The 17,589-nt window shown below is 72.0% G+C and carries 7 protein-coding genes; 5 read left to right on the forward strand and 2 right to left on the reverse strand.

Translation table 11 applies throughout. From position 1 onward, the window contains the following. Positions 1-1,232: 1,232 nt before the first annotated feature. Together OG435_RS46575 and OG435_RS46580 are read right to left on the reverse strand one after the other, a co-directional pair. Entirely contained in the window at positions 1,233-2,288 is a 1,056-nt protein-coding gene (locus OG435_RS46575) for a hypothetical protein (protein ID WP_266887617.1), read from the reverse strand. Beyond that, positions 2,285-3,463, reverse strand: a complete 1,179-nt coding sequence (locus OG435_RS46580) for a ParA family protein (protein ID WP_266887618.1) — start codon at positions 3,461-3,463, stop codon at positions 2,285-2,287. The genes OG435_RS46575 and OG435_RS46580 overlap by 4 nt, the downstream gene beginning before the upstream one ends. A 1,349-nt stretch (positions 3,464-4,812) precedes the next feature. On the opposite strand from OG435_RS46580, the gene OG435_RS46585 reads away from it, so the two are divergent. The 5 genes from OG435_RS46585 to OG435_RS46605 all read left to right on the forward strand — a co-directional run bounded on the left by OG435_RS46585 (position 4,813) and on the right by OG435_RS46605 (position 17,456). Further along, positions 4,813-7,275: a hypothetical protein gene (locus OG435_RS46585; RefSeq protein ID WP_266887620.1), complete on the forward strand. Its 2,463-nt coding sequence runs from the start codon at positions 4,813-4,815 to the stop codon at positions 7,273-7,275. 184 nt (positions 7,276-7,459) lie between these two features. Then, positions 7,460-8,740 (forward strand): hypothetical protein, encoded by a 1,281-nt coding sequence (locus tag OG435_RS46590; RefSeq protein ID WP_266887621.1) that lies wholly within the window; start codon positions 7,460-7,462, stop codon positions 8,738-8,740. Positions 8,741-8,976: 236 nt separating this feature from the next. Beyond that, positions 8,977-11,748, forward strand: coding sequence for a serine/threonine-protein kinase (locus OG435_RS46595; protein ID WP_266887623.1), 2,772 nt, complete (start codon positions 8,977-8,979; stop codon positions 11,746-11,748). A gap of 144 nt (positions 11,749-11,892) precedes the next feature. Continuing rightward, positions 11,893-16,146, forward strand: coding sequence for an SNF2-related protein (locus tag OG435_RS46600; protein ID WP_266887625.1), 4,254 nt, complete (start codon positions 11,893-11,895; stop codon positions 16,144-16,146). After that, complete coding sequence (locus tag OG435_RS46605; protein ID WP_266887627.1) at positions 16,143-17,456, forward strand: hypothetical protein; 1,314 nt, start codon at positions 16,143-16,145, stop codon at positions 17,454-17,456. Before OG435_RS46600 ends, OG435_RS46605 begins: the two co-directional genes overlap by 4 nt. Positions 17,457-17,589: the final 133 nt, after the last annotated feature.

Consider the following 17,589-nt stretch of genomic DNA (forward strand, 5'->3'; position numbering starts at 1 on the left):
CGGCGGCGGACGGCGGCGGACGGCCGGCGGCGGACCGCGGACCGCTGGGTACCCGGGGTACCCAACCACCGGTCCCCCGCCTGTTGGGTACCCGGGGTACCCAACCACCGGTCCCCCGCGCTGAAGGACCGGATCAGCTCACGATCCGACCGGGTACCCGGGGTACCCAACCCGATCGAGGCCCCCGCCTGCCGGGTACCCGGGGTACCCGGCGCGATCGAGAGCCCTCCGTCTGCTGGGTACCCGGGGTACCCGGCGGCGGACGGCGGCGGACGGCGGCGGACGGCCGGCGGACCGCGGACCGCTGGGTACCCGGGGTACCCAACCACCGGCCCCCCGCCTGCTGGGTACCCCGGGGTACCCAACCACCGGTCCCCCGCGCTGAAGGACCGAATCAGCTCACGATCCGACCGGGTACCCGGGGTACCCAACCCGATCGAGGCCCCCGCCTGCCGGGTACCCGGGGTACCCGGCGCGATCAGCTGGCAGCGGACCGCGGCCCGCTGGGTACCCGGGGTACCCAACCACCGGCCCCCCGCGTGCTCGGTACCCGGGGTACCCAACCCGATCGAGGCCACTCCGCCCGTTGGGTACCCGGGGTACCCGGCGCGATCGAGAGCCCTCCGTCTGCTGGGTACCCGGGGTACCCGGCGCGATCAGCCGGCAGCGGACCGCGGCCCGCTGGGTACCCCGGGTACCCAACCACCGGTCCCCCGCGCTGAAGGACCGAATCAGCTCACGATCCGACCGGGTACCCGGGGTACCCAACCCGATCGAGGCCCCCGCCTGCCGGGTACCCGGGGTACCCGGCGCGATCAGCTGGCAGCGGACCGCTGGGTACCCGGGGTACCCGGCGCGATCGAGGCCTCTCCGCCCGTTGGGTACCCGGGGTACCCGGCGCGACCAGCCAGCGGCGGACCGCGGCCTGCTGGGTACCCGGGGTACCCGGCGGCGGACCGCTGGGTACCCCGGGGTACCCAACCATCGGCCCCCGCGCTGAAGGACCGGATCAGCTCACGATCCGACCGGGTACCCGGGGTACCCAACCCGATCGGCCGGCGGCGGACGGCGGACCGCTGGGTACCCGGGGTACCCGCCGGGAACCTGCTGACGGGCGGTCCTCTCGGAGCGACGTGGGACTTTTCGGCGGTAGCAGTCACGTGCGGGCGCGGACTTGACCAAACACGACGGAGGCCCGGCGCGTAGCGCCGGGCCTCCGTCGGAACTGCCAATCAGCCGGAAGCCTCGGACAGATCGATTCCAAACTCCTCGCAGAGTTCCTGAGCCATCTTCATGAACTCTATGGCTGCCTCCCTTGCCCGCGGCTCATCGGTCTCCCGGAGAGAGCGAATGGCCTCCTTGGCGTGAACTGCCTGCACCGCCTTATCGTGATCCGCCACGGACGTCCGCGACGACGGCACGACCGTCTTCGGCTTCTGTTCGACCGGCTCGGCGAAACCGAGGAACGCAGCTGCCTCTTGGAGGGTCTTCTCCGTGATCTTCTTCCGTGAAGCCTCTGCCCAGGTCTGGCGGACCGCGTCCGGTCCGAACGACTTGAGGACAGGACACAGGGGCCGGAGATGCTTCTCGACGAGCTCCATCGAGGTCACCGACTCGAGTGCCATGACGACCGGCGCCGCCCGGATGATCTTGTTGGCGTAGTTCTTCCCGAACCCAAAACGCGCCTTGATCAAAGCGTCGAAGTCAGGGAGTCCGAGCACCTCCCACAGCTTCTCCTCCTTGATGGCCAGGAAGTTCTGCCCCTGCACAATCATCTTCTGCTGCTTGACGCGCTGTTCGTTGGCGCGACCCGCCATCTCGGCCTGAGCGATCCCTCGGGCGTAGTGAGCCAGGCGTTCTTTCGGGTCTTCGCTCTGCGGCCGCGTGAAGGGACGAATCTCGACGTACCCATTCTGATCACGGTCTGCGGGCAGCTGAACCAGCCCATCGCCATCGTCTCCAGGTAGCAGGAGCTCGCTCCCGGCGTCATCACCGTGCGCCTCTTCAACCCCGTGGCTGGTGCCGTCGGGTAGATCGCCGGAGAGTCCCTCGCCGGAGGTCTCGCCAGATGCAGGGCTGCCGTCGCTGCGACCTTCCCCGTGTTCATCAGTATCGGCGGTGGCTTCGACCTGATCCTCAGCTGCTTGAGCCTTCTGCTGCTCGGCCTGCCGCTCGGCCTCCCACTCGGCACGAACCTGCTCTCGGGTTCGAACGGCTGGAACTGCCCCGCCCTCTGGCTGACCGCTCGTCGATCCTTTCGGGAGAGACGAGGGCCGGTACTTGCTCATGCTGCGAGCTCCTTAGCCAGTTTCCGCATCGCCTCAGCCTGCGGGCAGTCAGCGGCGTACTGGAACAGCGGGATTTCATAGTCCGAAGACTCACGACCCTCGATGCTGTCCTTCAACTCCGCCAGGACGATGGGGGAGTGGAGGGTGTTCCACTCGTCGTAGAACCCCTTCGTCACCGTGCCCTTCCGCGAGTCGTAGGCGTTGATGATGAATCCGAGCTGATCGACCTCGATCCGCATGTTCTTACACGTGGTGTCGATCTGCCCCTTGAGGAGGTTGTAGGCACGGAAGGATGAGCGGTCCGACCAGACCGGGATGAGGATCCCGGAGTGGTCGATCAGCTCCCCGGGCCGGCGATGGACGAAGTCGATCGCGAGCTCCATGCCCAGTCCGAGGTTCGGGGGTCCGTCGAGAACGATCACGTCGTAGTCGTCCTCGACCGGCTCGAGGGCCCTTCGGAGGCACGTGTCGCGGCCGGCAGACATCGTGGCGAGAGCTGCATCCATGAGGAACGCGTCCTCGAACACCGGCAGTATGTGGAGGCGGCCGTCGAACATCGGGCCTGGGTTGATCTCCCGCCCCTCCATCGGCACTTCCTCGAGCGCGATGATCGAGCGTCGAAGGTGCTGGGTCGCCTTACCGAGCATGTGCTGAAGGAGGCTGTCACCACCTGTCGGCAGCTCAGCGACTTGAAGTCGAGCTGAGAGGTGACCCTGCGGGTCGTAGTCGACGATCAGGACCTTCAGGCCGAGTTCGGCGAAAGCTTGGGCGAGGGCTGCCGCGATGAACGTCTTCCCTACGCCCCCCTTCTGGTTGCCGACGAGGATGCGCTTGACCGGCTGTCGAACCAGCCGGTCAACGGGGGAGGGGTGGCGAAGAAGCCAGTAGGTGATCGCCTGAGCGATGCCCTGAACCTTCGTCAGGTTCCTTGCGTCACACTCTCGCTCGAAGCGCTCGACGCCACCAGCGGGCACGTAGGAGGCCCAGGACTTCGCGCCCTTGACGTCGACCTTGTCGACGTCGGCGTTCTCGTACCAGAGGTTCAGCGCGTTCACGATGGCGTCGGAGACGTTCAGGCCGTGCTCGGCAGCGCGGATCTTCAAGTCCCTACGCATCTCCGGCATGACGTTGGCGATGAGTTTTTCAGTGCCGGATTCACTGTTGGGGGTGGTCATGGAGGGCAACATATCAGTCACCGACATGTCAGTGCGGTAGGCTGCCAGGAGTCGCCCAAGATGATCATGTTTCCGGTGTCCATACTGCGCTAATTGGGGGACTCCCCGCGGCGCTAGTGGGACATACCGGGCACAGAACATCGCCTGCCTCACTCGACTGCCGGTCCGTCACCTGCGCGTGTGACTGACTAACTTGTACGTCTCAGCGGCCTCGATGTCACGACGATCCCAACTCACCGCACCTCCTCGCGATCCAACCCTCAAACGCGGTCAGGTTCCGCGCCGGATGAGGCCTTGGAACAGCCAGCGCACCGATAGGTCAGCGCGACGGTTCGTCCGCTGCTCCATGTCAAACGCCGGCTCATCGGCATTCGCTTGGCTGTCTTGCACGACTCGTCGACGTGGGTACCTGGGGTACCCGCTGTCCGCCTCCTGCGAGTTCTGCAGCTCCACCGGCGCGCAGATGTTGGATGCGTTTCCACATCAGCGCGGCGCGCAACAAGCGCAAAACCGCACACGAAATTGAGCGGCGGAATAGTTTTCAAGTCGCCAAAATAAATTACGAAACTGAACTCTACTTTGCCCTGTGAGTTGTCGTTCTGCTCCGGGAAAATGAACGCGTCTGATAGTCAACTGATTGAGCGCCACGCCCGACAAAACCAGCAACACCGCAGGTCAGCGAGGGTGTATGGTACGAGCCTCTAATTGAATTTCGCGATTCTCGATTACTCGAATAGGGTCGCAAAATCCAGAGGGTCAGGACTCCTGCGCCTGGCAGCCCGCATGGGTAGCGCCCACTTTTTAGGCTCACTTGTTTCTGTTCTCGACGCGAGGAGGAGCGGTGCTGATGACCACCTGTGCAGCACACGCGTTCACCAAGCGTGCGGCGATCAGCGCGCCAGGGCCGGAACTTATCCACAGGCGCGAGCTTGCAGGATGCCTCGAACGCGAAGAGGCCCGGGATCTGCGGTCCCGGGCCGTTCGCACTGCGTGGAGGGGGTGATGTCCAGCCAGATCGCTTGCTGAGTGCCGGTGTCGCCGTGTCCGACCGATTCGGGCCGCGGTGACGGTGTCCCCTTCCCTCCTCGATTATGGAGCAGATCATCTCTGTCCGTACGAGGGCTGGCTCAGTCGTGCCTGAAACGGTGCGGGAGTCGGCTCGTTCGAAGCGTTCTGGCTCGTCGTGGCGGCGTCTTCCGCGGCGGGGCGAGGTTGTCGAGATGGCGGGTCCGGTCCCGGAGTGGGGCCCTGGCGATCCGCTGGCGTTGAGTCGTGGGATGCGCGCGCGGTTGTTCACCGCGGTGCGGTCTCTGCTGGCTGATGCGTCGCTTCAGGGTGCGCCGGATGCGGTGCGGCTGGCGGCGGTGGTGTTGCTGGCGAAGGCGCCGGCGCGTTCGGTCGTGATGCAGTTGCGGGCTGGGGAGTTGGCGCGGTGGCTCGGGTTCAGCGAGTCCTACGTCGACCACACCGTGCTGCCTGCCCTGCGTGAGGCGAAGGTGGTGACCACCAAGCCTGTGCAGGATGAGATCGGTCAGGTCACGGGGCTTGAGTGGAAGCTCCTTCCGCTGCTTGCGGCGCGGGAGGGGGGCGACGTGATGCATCCGCTCGCCCTGGACAAGAAGCAGTTGGCGACGCTCCTTCGCCTGTGCGAGGCGGTGTTCGGGCCGGGCTGGGCGCCGACGGACGGTCCGCTCACGCCGGCGGGGCTGCTGGCGTCGCGGCGGGGGAGGGGCGCGGCCACGGACCGGCTCGCCCTGCTGCTGCTGATTCTGCAGTCGCGCCCGGACGGCCGGGTGCGGCTGGTGGGCGGTTCGGTGAAGGAGGGTCGCGGGCGGGCGGACGCCACGACGGCGAAGGCGCTGGGCTGTTCGGTGTCCGGCGGGGCGAAGGTCGTGGACCGTCTCGCGCTGGGCCAGTTCGTGGAGGTCGTGCGGGGGACGACGGAGGGCGGGCAGCTCGGGAAGGGCCGTCTGGTGGTGCCGGCGGTCGCGGCCGCGCACCGTCGTGTCCAGGGCAGGGCGCCGGAGAGCGGGGCCGCCGAGGTCGCTGGGCCGGTGGGCGGTTCGGTGGCGTGTGCGTCGTGTGCTCAGGGTGGTGTCCACGACCAGGAGGAGACGCCGGACGAGGGCCTGGTCCTGTCGGGTGAGGGCTGGCAGCAGGAGTCCTTCGACGATGTCGAGCCTCCTTTTTTCCAGCGCCCCGCTGATGCACCCGGAGATCTTGACGAGGTTCAGGACGACGCGTCCCCCGAGAACACCGGGGAATCGGCTGCCGATGGGGCGGGGGAGGCCGGTGTGGTGGAGCGCCCTGCTGGTGCACCGCTCCACGCCACCCACGCACCGGTGGTTGATGTATCGGGTTCTCTGACTCTTGGTTCTGGGTTGTCCGGCGAAGCCGATCGGTGGTGCGGCAGTCGGCCGGAGCGCGCAGGCGTGCGCGAGGGCCAGGCGGACCACAGCGTTGACGAACGGGACGAGGGCGCCGCTGAGGCGGCGGTCGGCCAGGGTGGCCCGCTGCGCGGGGAACAGCACAACGAAGTCCCCGGTGAGCAGCAGGAGGTGGCGGGAGGTTCGGCGGCTCGTCGCTCTGCGGGCCGGGTGGTCTTCACTCGTCCGGCACGGCTGCCGGAGGGGTTGGAGTCGGTGCTGGCGCCGGTCGCCGGCGTCTGGGCCCGGCTGGGACGGGCGGGTGCTCGGCGCCGTGTCCTGGCCGGAGTTCGGGTGCAGCTCGGTGTACTGGGCGGAGTCGTCGGCCCGGAAGCGGCGGAGGAGGCCTTGGCCGAGCGGCTCGGACGGCGTCTGGATCAGGAGATGGGCCGGCCGGTGAACGATCCGGTGGGGTGGATCCTGCGCCGCGGTCTGCCGCAGCGGGCCCTGTGCTGGTCGCAGATGTGCGACGAGGGCCGGCGGATGGACTCCGGCGCCGACTGCCCCAGCTGCCAGGTCCTGATCGGTGACCGGCGGGGTCTGCGGGCCCGGATCGCCCAGGAGACCGCCCAGGAGCTGGCGGGCGCCGCCCCGCAGGTGTTGCGGGCCGAGATCGAGAGGCGGCTTCAGTCCGCGGTGGCGTACGAGGCGGCCGTCCAGGCCGTCCGCCGTGAGCGTGCCGTGGTCGAGCAGGCCGAGCGCCGCAAGGCCACCGAACAGCGCCGGGCCGAGCTCGCCGCGGCCGAGCGGGCCCGCCTGGACGCGCCGTGCGCGGACTGCGGTCTGCCCGAGGCGGCCAGCCTGTGCCTGCTGTGCTCGGAACGCCGCCACACCCAGCGGGCCTTGGCCGAGGCGGTCGACTTCGCGGTGCTCGCCCGGGCCGACCTGGCGGATCCGGCCGACGTCGCCCGGATCACCGAGAGCTGCGCCCGGGACACCGCGGCGCTGGTCGACGGGGCCGTCGAACGGCTGCGGGCGCAGGGCGTGAACGAGGCCGGCCTGGTCCTCGAGGCCCGTGAGCGGGCGCAGCAGTTGCGCGAGGGGCGGCGGTCGAGCCTGCACGCCCGGCTGATGCGCTCCGAGCGGGCTGAGGCAGAGGCGGACAACGCCTACCAGGCCACGATCCGCGCAGCGCACCGGTATCTCAACCGGGCCACCGCGGTTGAGGCCGCCGAGAAGGCCGCGGACCAGGCTCAGGAGCGTGCGGCCGGCTTCCTGCTCGCCGAACGGACCCGGCAGCTGGAACTCGCCCGGGGCCAGTCGCCTGCGCGGCCGCCGGTGACGGACTGGCCGAGCCGGTGTGCCGAGCTCGCCGCCCAGCCGCTGCCCGGGGACCGGAGCGCAGCCTTCGCGGCGCCGGTATGCGAGGCGGTGAGCGCCGCGTGACCAGTACGAGGTCCGACACCAGGCGCGACGAGACGGCCGGCACGGCACTCGCGGCCGGAGCCGCGGCCCGTCCGGGCATCGTGTCCCCGCGGACGGGGCAGGCACGATGACCCCGACCCGCGTACCGACCCCGCGCGCGCAACGCACGACTCCCGCATCCCGTCCCGGCCGCGGAGGAAAGCCGGTGTGGGAGCACCGGGAGATCAGCAAGCGTTCGCTGCGCCTGCTGCTGGAGGGCGACACCGAGGGCCGGTACGCCGGCCGGGACGACCCCGACGCCGGCTACCGCATCACGATGGCGCTCGCCCTGGCATGCTCGCAGCCCGGCCGGGAGTGGACGCCCGCCGACTTCCACCAGGCCCTGATCTACACCCCCACCCGCGGCGGCTGGTGGGCGCGCAAGCTCCGTGAGCGAAAGGGCTCCGAGTACGCCGAGGGCAAACTCACCGCGATGCTGGACAAGGCCCGCGAGTTCGCCGCGCGCAACGGGTCGATCACCGACCGGCCCGACTCCGTGGAGAAGATCACCGAGGTCCGCCGCGCAGTGGAGAGCTTCACCTGGTCCTCACGCGGCGGGGGAGCAGTCGACCAGAAGAACCTCGCCGCACGGCTTCGTCTGTGCGAGCGCGCCGGCGGCCTGGACCACACCACCGCGCTACGGCCCCACGCCGAGCGGATGGGGTGCGCCAAGTCGACCGCGGAGGCCAGCGACCAGCGTCTGGTCAGCGCCGGGTGGCTGGACCTGCTGGAGGCCGGCACCGGCAAGAACCACGGATCGAGGTGGCGGCTGAAGATCCCACAACCGGTCCGTGAGCTCCTCGCGCGTGCAGCGTCGGGACACTTCCTGCCCCCCACTCCCCAGGAGCTGGCAACTGTCCCGGATCCGCACACCTTCACCGACACGGCCGCACTGGCTGCGGTGATGAGCCACGACGCCTTCCACCACTACGGCCACGGCACCAGCGGTGCCCGGCTGCTGGCCTGCCTCGACGTCACCGAGGGCCTCAGCCCCCAACGCCTGCAGCAGGCCACCACCCTGCACCGCACCACGGTCACCCGCCGCCTTGACAAGCTCGTCGCCGACGGCCTCGCCCTGGAACGCGAGGGCCTGTACTACCTGGCCCCCGAACTCTCGGGCCCCGTACGGCTCCAGCCCGACGACGAGGTCCTCGCCCACGCCGCCGAGCAGCAGGGAACCGCCGGCATGGGCGAGCGCCGCAGAGCGCGTCACGCCCGCGACCGGGCCAACTACCAGCGCTGGCTCACCGAACGCGACCTCCGCGCCCGGCCCGTACGGCAGTGGCCGGTCCTCGTCCCCGAAGGCGTCGTCGATCCCGTGACAGGCGAACTCCTCGACGAGCGATGGCGCGGCTGGGACACCTCCGATCCGCACCGCCCCGTGTGGCTCGCACCCGGCGCCACGGCGCGCCCCAACGGGCCGGAGCCAGCCGCGGAGGCAGCATGACGCACACCATCGAGACCCTGCGCCGCACCGGGCTGCGGTCCACCGAACCCCCCGCAACGCGCTTGCTCACCCGCAGCCGCGGGGGGCCGGGCAAGCGGGGGAGCGGGCCCGTCCCGAGGTGGCCGGCCCCGCGAGGCCGGCGGATCTCCACGATGCCCGCCCGTGGCGTCCCCCCGTACGGAACAATCGCCCCTGCGGGCACGGCGCCCGCGAGGCGCGAGGCACGGGGCGGGTCGATGGACGGCGTACGGGAGCTGCTGGCCGAGTACGGCCAGGTCCACGACGGCGAAGTAGCCGAGCGGGACCGCCACCGCCTCCTCGTCGATGTGGTGGCGGCCCTGATCCGGCGCACCGATCCCGAGGCGACGGTGGACCACCGCTCGCCTGATGAGCCGGCCGTGTTCTTCGAACTCGCCGGACGCGACTACGCGCTCACCGTGACAACCGCGTCAGGCACCGCAGTGGCCGAGGCGGCCACCGCCGCCGTCCGGGCCCACGACCGCGTTGCCGGGCACAACGCGCGATGGGTCCTGCTCTGCGCGCGGACGGACGGCCTGGAGGTGGACGACGCCCTGCGCGCAGCCCTGCCCGCGGGCGCCGTGCTGCTGGACCGGGACCATCTGGAGGCAGCCGTCTGCGGCCTCGCCCCGCTCGCCGACCTGATCCGCTCAGCCTTCCGCAGGCCCCGGCCGCCCTACACCCCCCTGCCCGAACTCCTCCTGCAGGAACCGCAGGAACCGGCTTCCGCGCTGGCCCTGACCGCGCGGCCGCCGCGACCGGACACCGTGCCGGTCGCGGCGGAGCCGGGCATCACCGCCCGCGTGGCCCTGACCGGCCGGTCGTGGCCGCTGCGCCCGAGCGGGCTCGCCTGGCAATCCGCCCAGCGGGCGCTGATCACCACCGAGGCCGGGCTCGCCGAGGTGGATCTCCAGCACGGCGGAGTGCGGTGGCGGTTGCCGCTTCCCGGCCTGCACGGCGCCGCGGTCGTCCTGCCCGACGGCGCGCTCTGCGTGCTGTGCGGGCCGTCGGTGGTCCTGTGGCGCGACGGCGAACTGCGGGCGGTGGGCGGCGGGTTCGAGGCAAACGCGAGCCTGCTGCTCGGCCCCGACGCCAGCGTGTGGGTGCTGTCCGGATCGGGGGCGACGCTCGGCGCCGGCACCGGTGCGACCCTGGCGCTCACCCGGCTCGGCGAGGAGGTCGGCGATCAGCAGCAGTTCTCCATCGCCTTCGACGCGGCGGTCTGCTCGGCCGGCTGGCTCGGCGGGCGCCGCTTCCTCCTGGCCGCCGGCGGCCACAGCGCGGTCGTCGACCTCGATGTCAGCACAAGCGCCGGCGAGCGCCACGACTGGACGCCGACCCCGGTCTCCTACCCGGGACACACGGCCGGCGCCGGCGGGGACACGATCCTGCTGGCCGGACGGGCCGGCTCCGGCATCGGCGTGGAACTGCACACCCTCAACGCCGGCTCCCGCACGAGCGACGCGGTCGCCCGTGTGCAGCTCGGCGACGTGCTGGGCCTGATCCAGAGCCCGCAGGGCGGGCCCGCGTACCTGCTGGGCTCGCTGCCGACGAACGACATCGGCGCCGTCCACCCCGTGCTGATGAAGATCACCGGTCACGCCCCGGCCGACGTCCCTGCGGTCGCCGAGCGCCCGCCGCCGCCCGACGCCGACCCGTACGCCGCGGTGCGCCGGCAGTCCCGCGGCGTGAGGAAGGACTATGCCCTGGAGACGTTTCCGCTGGCCGATGGCGAGGGCGGCATGGGCGTCGTCCACGAGGCCGTGCACAAGACGACGGGAGTCGTCGTCGCGTTCAAGAAGCCGCGCTCGCTGCGTGAGAACCTGACCGCCCGGATGCTGCGGGAGATCGAGGTCGCCCAGAAGCTCAGCGGCAACCGCCACGTGATGCCGGTCCTCGACTCGTGCCCGCGGGCCGAGTGGTTCGTCATGCCCATGGCCCAGACCACCGCCGAACGCTGCCAGCCTCTTCTGCAGGGCGACAGCGGGGAACTGCGGTCCCTGGTGGACGCGGTGGCCTCCGCGTTGGCCGACGCCCACCGCCTGGACTACCTGCACCGCGACATCAAGCCCGCGAACATCCTGCAGCTGGACGGCCGTTGGGTCCTCGGTGACTGGGGCATCGTGCGCCGCCCCCGCGGACAGACCACCAATCCCAAACGCACCGGCAGCGTCATCGGAACCGCCGAGTTCGGCGCCCCCGAACTGTCCGTCGACCCCCACAACGCCACCGCCGCGAGCGACATCTACAGCCTGGGCAAGGTCATCGGCTGGCTGCTGACGGGCACCGAGCCAGTAGCGAACGTGCCTCTCCCGGCGCCCCCGGGCCCCTGGCGCAGCGTCGTGAGGCAGTGCACCTACCAGGACCCGCTGAAGCGCCCGCAGACGATCGCCGAGTTCCTGGACCTCGTCGAACAGGAGAGCGCACCACACACCGACCTGCCGATCGCGCGGGCCCAGCACCTCGCGGCGGCCGCCCAGGCGGGGGACACCACGGCCGCCGGCCGGCTGCTCGAGCTCGCCGCCGACCACGGCGACGACTACGAGCTGTACCTGGACGTCGTGGCGAGCCTGGACATGAAGCTGACCGCGCCGCTCCTGCTGGCCCATCCCGAACAGGCCCTCACCCTGATCCAGGCGATGACCGCACACGTTCGGGGCGACGGCTCCAGCTGGGCGCACTGGAACGAGGCCAAGAGGGCCATCGCGTGGCTGCGCGGCGTCGGCCGTCAGGCGGCCGGCCGCGAGCAGTGGGACCTGCTGGAGGAAGCAGCTCGCGGGATGTGCACCTGGGACGAGGCCTTCAACGAGTTCGACCAGCAGATCGCCACCCGCGACTGGCTTCGCCAACTGCGCGGCACGCCCGCCCGGATCCTGGCCGGGGTGCTGCGCGAGCACCCCGGCAGCGCCCGGTACTACGACGAGCTGGCCGCCGACCGCACCGTGGACATGGCCATCCGCAGCGCCATCCGCTCCCAGAACGGCAACTGACCACCCCGACCCACCCGCTCGACGACGCGGCCGCGGCGGGGCCGCGCCATGTCAGTGAGCTCCCCTACTGTGGCGGAGTCTTTGCCGTCAGTGATGACCACCCTGGGCTGATGCGAACAGCACCTGGTGGTGGGGGGAGTACGAGTGGGGTCCACGGCTGGAATCAGCATCACCGCGCCGACGGTGCCCGCGGGCCGCGGGGACGTGACGGCGCTGAACGCCGAGGGATGGCACCAGGTACTGAAGAACCTCGCCGGCTCGGCGTCGTACGACGACGCCCTGGCCCGCGACGCCGTACGCCGCTGCCACGCCGGCACGCTCACCGTCCGCGACCTGCGACTGCTGCTCCTCGCCACGGGAGACGCACCCGGATGGGAGCCGGCCCGCAAGGCCGCCATCGACGTCCTCGCCCAGGACCCGGAGAAGGCCCGGCAGGTCCTGGTCACCCACACGCAGGCCGAGGTGTGGCCGCCCCCGCGGTTCGAGGAGCCGGCCCGCTCGCTGGGCGCCGCCGCCGGGGACGTCACCCTCACCGCGGTCATCGGCGCCGCGGGCCACCAGGTCACCGGTCCCGCCCGGCGGGCGCGCACCAGCCGGGACGCCAAGAACGCGGCGGCTCTGGCCCTGCTCGCCTGCCTCGCCGGCGTCCCGCTGCCCGGCGAAGAGCCGGCCAAAGGACGCCCGGTGGAACGCCTGACCCTGCCGGGCATGCCCTCGGAGGTCTTCGAGCATCACCTGAGCCGCGCCCTTCAAGCAGGGCAGAGCCCCGGGGCGCAGCTGGAGGAGGAGACGCTGCGGCGGGCGCGCACCGGCCGGCTGCGCCACCGCGACATGCACCAGCTGATCCTCGCCGCGCCGGGCGAGGCCTGGACCCTGATGCGGAGCGCGGCATTGGAGCGGGCCGCGGCGATGCCCCCCACCCCGGCGACCCTCCTGCACTGGCACGCCGAACAGCACGGCCAGGACCGCGGCCTGACCTTCGAAGACGCCCCGGACTCGACACCCGAACGGCCCCGGGTCCGGGCCCTGCTGCACGCCGACCGCACCTGGGAGGGCCCCCCTCGCGCAGCCGCGTCCCGCAAGACCGCCCGGCACTACGCCGCCCTCGCGCTCCTCGCGCAGGTCGCCGATCTTCCCGAGCCCGCCGTACAGATCGACGACAAGCCGCCCCAGACGCAACAGATCACGATCCCCCAGCAGGGACAGGACCCGGTCAGGCACCTCAACAAGCACCACCAGAGGGAGACCATCACCCGGCCCGAATCGCAGATCCGCCAGCTCGGCTCCCGGGTCGAGTGCACCTACTCCTGCCGGCACACCGCCTCCGGCACCCAGGTGACGGCGACCGGGACCGGCCCCGACAAGGTCGCCGCCCGCCACGCCGCGGCGCTGAACCTGCTGCGCAAGCTGAACTCCCTCCCCACCTCGCCCCGCACCGCCCCTGCCGTGACGCCCGCCGCTCCCACGCGCCCCCCGGCCGTGACCGCGGACCGCGAGGCACCCCCCGCTCCGTCACGGGCCGGCTCGCACCGTCCCGTCCGTCCGGCGCTCGCGGTAAACGGCCTGCCCGCACCGGATCTGCTGCTGAAGGCGCTCACCGCCGGCTGCCCGGTGACGTTCACGCCCGCCGGCCCCGGCAGGCCAGCGGCCTGGTGGGTGCAGGACACAGGAGCCGAGTCCCTGCCGATGACGGGTTTGCCCGCCCCGCTCACCCCCGGACGCAGCCCGGACGGAGCTCCCGGCTGGCGGGCGCCCCTCCTGGACGGCCTGCACGTCCTGCGCCCGGCGAACCTCACCGACAACCTCACCGTGGTGTTCTGGCAGCGGGCGGTGCACATCGCCCTGCAGCTCATCCGGGCCCGGCTCATCTACCCCGCCCTCGACGAAGGCGATCGGGCGACGTGGCGCGTCGGCCCCCTCCCGGCGCCCGCCCGGGAGGCGCTGACCGTCCTTGCCGCGGCCGCCCCTCCCGGAGTGCTGCCGCTCGGCGTCCCCGCCGAAGGCCTGCTCACCGCGTGCTGCGACGCCCTGGCCGACGCCCTCGTGCGGACCCCGGCCGCCACCGTGTTCGGCGAAGGCCCCTGGACGACCACGCCCGAGGCGCAGCCGCTGCCCGCCGAAACGCTGGGCGAGGTCCGCCCGTGGCTCGACCGTGCGGAGGACCTCGCCGACGGCGGGCCCGCGCCCCTGCTGATCCTGCGCGTGCACCATCCCAGCGACGAACAGGCCGCCACCGGAGCGCTCACCGCAGACCTCCACCTGGCGCCCGTCGGCACCGCCCCCGACACCGGGCACGACGTCCCCGCCGAGCAGGTCTGGTCGGGCGCCGCCCGCCTGGGCGAGGAGGACGCCCCGGCGCTGCGACCGCGGGTACGCCGCGCCCTGCGCCGCGCCGGCCGGCTCTGCCCGGTCCTGACCATGCTCGCCGAGCAGGACAGCCCGCACCGCGTCACCGTCCACGCCGCGGCGATCGAGGCGCTGCTGGAGCAGGAGAACGAACTCGCCCGGGCGGGGCTGAACGTCGTGTGGCCCGAGCGGCTGCGGACCGCGCTGCAGGCGGCCGCGGTCGTCGGCACCGAACCCGGCCCCGGCCCCGGGCACGCCGGCGCGGGGGAGCGGCCGCGGTTCAGCATCGGCGCCCTCCTCGACTTCCGGTGGCAGGTAGCCCTGAACGGGGCGGAGTTGAGCGAGCAGGAGATGAACGCCCTGGCGGAAGCCGCCCGGCCGCTGGTACGGGTCCGCGGCCAGTGGGTCCTGGCCGATCCGCTCCTGCGGCGGCGTGCCCGCCACCGCCTTCTCGGCCAACTCCCGGGCACCCAGGCGCTGACCGCCGCCCTGACCGGCACCCTCACCGTCGCCGACGTCGTCGTCCCCTGCCGGCCCGCCGGGGCGCTGGCCGACCTGATGGCCGTCCTCACCCGCGGCGAGCACCATCCCGACGCGGTGCCCGCCCCCGACCAACTGGACGCCACCCTGCGCGGCTACCAGGAACGCGCCCTGACCTGGCTCGCCCACACCACCGCTCTGGGGTTCGGAGCGGTCCTCGCCGACGACATGGGCCTGGGCAAGACCCTCACCGCCCTCGCCTTCACCCTGCACCACCAGCAGCGCGACCCCGGTCCGACGCTCGTGATCTGCCCGGCGTCCCTGGTGACCAACTGGCGCCGCGAAGCCCACCGGTTCGCCCCCCACCTGCCGGTCGTCGACTACCACGGGCCCGCCCGCACCCTGGACACGGTCACCGACACCACCCTGGTGATCACGACCTACGGCGTTCTGCGCCGCGACCAGGCGCTCCTCGCCGCAAGGCACTGGTCCCTGGTCATCGCGGATGAGGCCCAGCACGCGAAGAACCCCACCTCCGCGACCGCCCGCCAGCTGCGCGCCCTACCCTCCACCACCCGTCTGGCACTGACCGGCACCCCCGTAGAGAACAACCTCTCCGAGCTGTGGGCGCTGCTGGACTGGGCCAACCCCGGCCTCTTCGGGACCCTGCGCACCTTCCGCGCCCGGTGGGCGACCGCCGCGGAGAAGGACCCCCACTCCGCCCAGGCCGCCGACCTCAACCGGATGATCGGCCCGTTCCTCCTCCGGCGCCGTAAGGCGGACCCCGGCATCGCCCCCGAACTCCCCGCGAAGATCGACCAGCGGCGCATCGTCCAGCTGACCACCGAGCAGACCGCCCTCTACGAAGCCGTCGTCCGCGACACCCTCGAACAGGTCCAGTCGAAGACGGGAATCGCCCGCAGCGGCCTGGTCTTCAAGCTGCTCACCGCCCTGAAGCAGATCACCAACCACCCCGCCCACTACCTGCGCGAACCCCTGCCATCGGCCACCCCCACCGGCGGGGACGCGACGCAGTTCGCCGACCGGTCGGCCAAGACGGCCGCCCTCGTCGAACTGCTGGACACGATCCGGCTCCGCGGCGAGGCCGCCCTGATCTTCACCAGCTACGTCACCATGGGGCACCTGCTCACCGCCCACCTCACCGCCCTCGGCCACACGCCGCTCTTCCTGCACGGCGCCACCCCGCTCGCCGAGCGGCAGCGCATGGTCGACGACTTCCAGGCCGGCCACCACCCCGTGATGATCCTGTCCCTCAAGGCGGCCGGAACCGGCCTGAACCTCACCCGGGCAGCCCACGTCATCCACTACGACCGCAGCTGGAACGCGGCCGTGGAAGACCAGGCCACCGACCGCGCCCACCGCATCGGCCAGCGCGCGATCGTCACCGTGCACCGCCTGATCTCCGAGCACACCGTCGAGGACCGCATCGACCAGCTCCTCACCCACAAGCGGAGCCTGCAGGACGCCGTCCTGACCGGCGGGGACCAGGCCCTCGCGCAGCTCACCGACCGCGAACTCGCCGACCTCGTCAGCCTGGGGGGACACCGATGAACGTGCAGCACACCACCGCCGGATGGGGCCACGCCCTCACCGACGCCCTGACCGCGGCCGCAGGCGACGCAGAAGTCCTGGACGCCGGACGCCGCCTGCTGGCCACCAACACCGCCGGGCCGCTCAACGTCAACGTCGGCTTCGCCACCACCAAGTTCCCCCTGCCCGACGGGCGCGTAGCCCGGCCCCGGCTCCTCACCCCCGAGCTCACCGCCCAGGAATGGGACCGTGTCGAGGACGCGATCACCCAGCGCCCCGACGCCTACGAGGTGGCCGGCACCGCGCTCATCAGCGACCAGCTGACCGACCCTGCCCGTACCGCCGGCATCGCCCTGGTCCCCACCCCGCAGGACCTCTCCTTCACCTGCACCTGCCGGCCCGGCATCGCGTCCCCGTGCGCGCACTCCCTCGCCCTCGGGCTCCTCCTCGCCCACCGGCTCCGTACGGCGCCCGCCCCGCTGTTCACCTTGCGCGGCCGGCCCCATCAGAACCTCAAGACCCGGCTGCGCACCCGGCAAGGCACGGCCGGCCGGACCGAAGCCACCGCCTCGCCGGCTCAGCGTCCGGCCCCGGCACCGGCTCCCGTTCAGGTCGCGGTCCAGGCGCCCGACGTCACGCCGCAGGCGCGGCACACCGAGTCCCCGCCGCCCGTTCACCCGGTTCCGGCCGCTCGGCTTGTCCCGGCCCAGCCCTCCCCGTCGGCCGCGTCGATCCCCGACCAGGTCGACCTCGACCTGGTCGGCGTGCAGCCGGTGCCGCCCGGCCGGTTCGCTCCGCCGCCGCTTCCGCTTCCGGACCTCGCCGCGCTGGAGGCGCTGGCCGCGGACGCCGCACACCGCGCCGGGCTGCTGCTGGAGGGGGACGAGCCGCCGACGTTCCAGGACACCGGCAGCGACCTCGCCCGCCTCGTCTCCCTCCCGCACGGCGCCTCCTTCCGGCAGGCCGCCATGGACCATCTGGGCCTGGGCATCGTCGCCATGGGCCACCTCCAGCTCGCCCACGCCTACGGCGGCCCCGGTGGCGCCGCCGCCTACCTGCAGCCGTTCACCGTCGAACACGACGTCCTCGCCCACGCTCAGGCCGCCATCCAGCCCCTGCGGCCCGCACCGCTCGCCACGGTCGTCTGCGTGGACAACCAGCTCACCGACGAGGCCGCCGGCGTCCAACTGCGCTACGGCCCCGACGGCTGCTGGCACCCCTACCGCGCTCCGTACGGGAACTGGCAGCCCGTCCCCGGCCCCTCCGCCGACCCCGCCCAGGCCTACCGCGCCGCGCGGCTCGCCGCCCGCGCCGAGCGCCGCACGGCGTAGCAGCACGTCACGGCGCCCGCCGATACGATTTCCACAGATTCGGCTCCTGGTTAGGGCCGGTGGCGCCGACCGCTCACTGCCATGAGAGGTGGCGTACAGCTGCACCCGGTTGGCGCCGGGGACAGCTCCGTCC

The sequence above is a fragment of the Streptomyces sp. NBC_01264 genome (assembly GCF_026340675.1).
Taxonomy (GTDB): domain Bacteria; phylum Actinomycetota; class Actinomycetes; order Streptomycetales; family Streptomycetaceae; genus Streptomyces.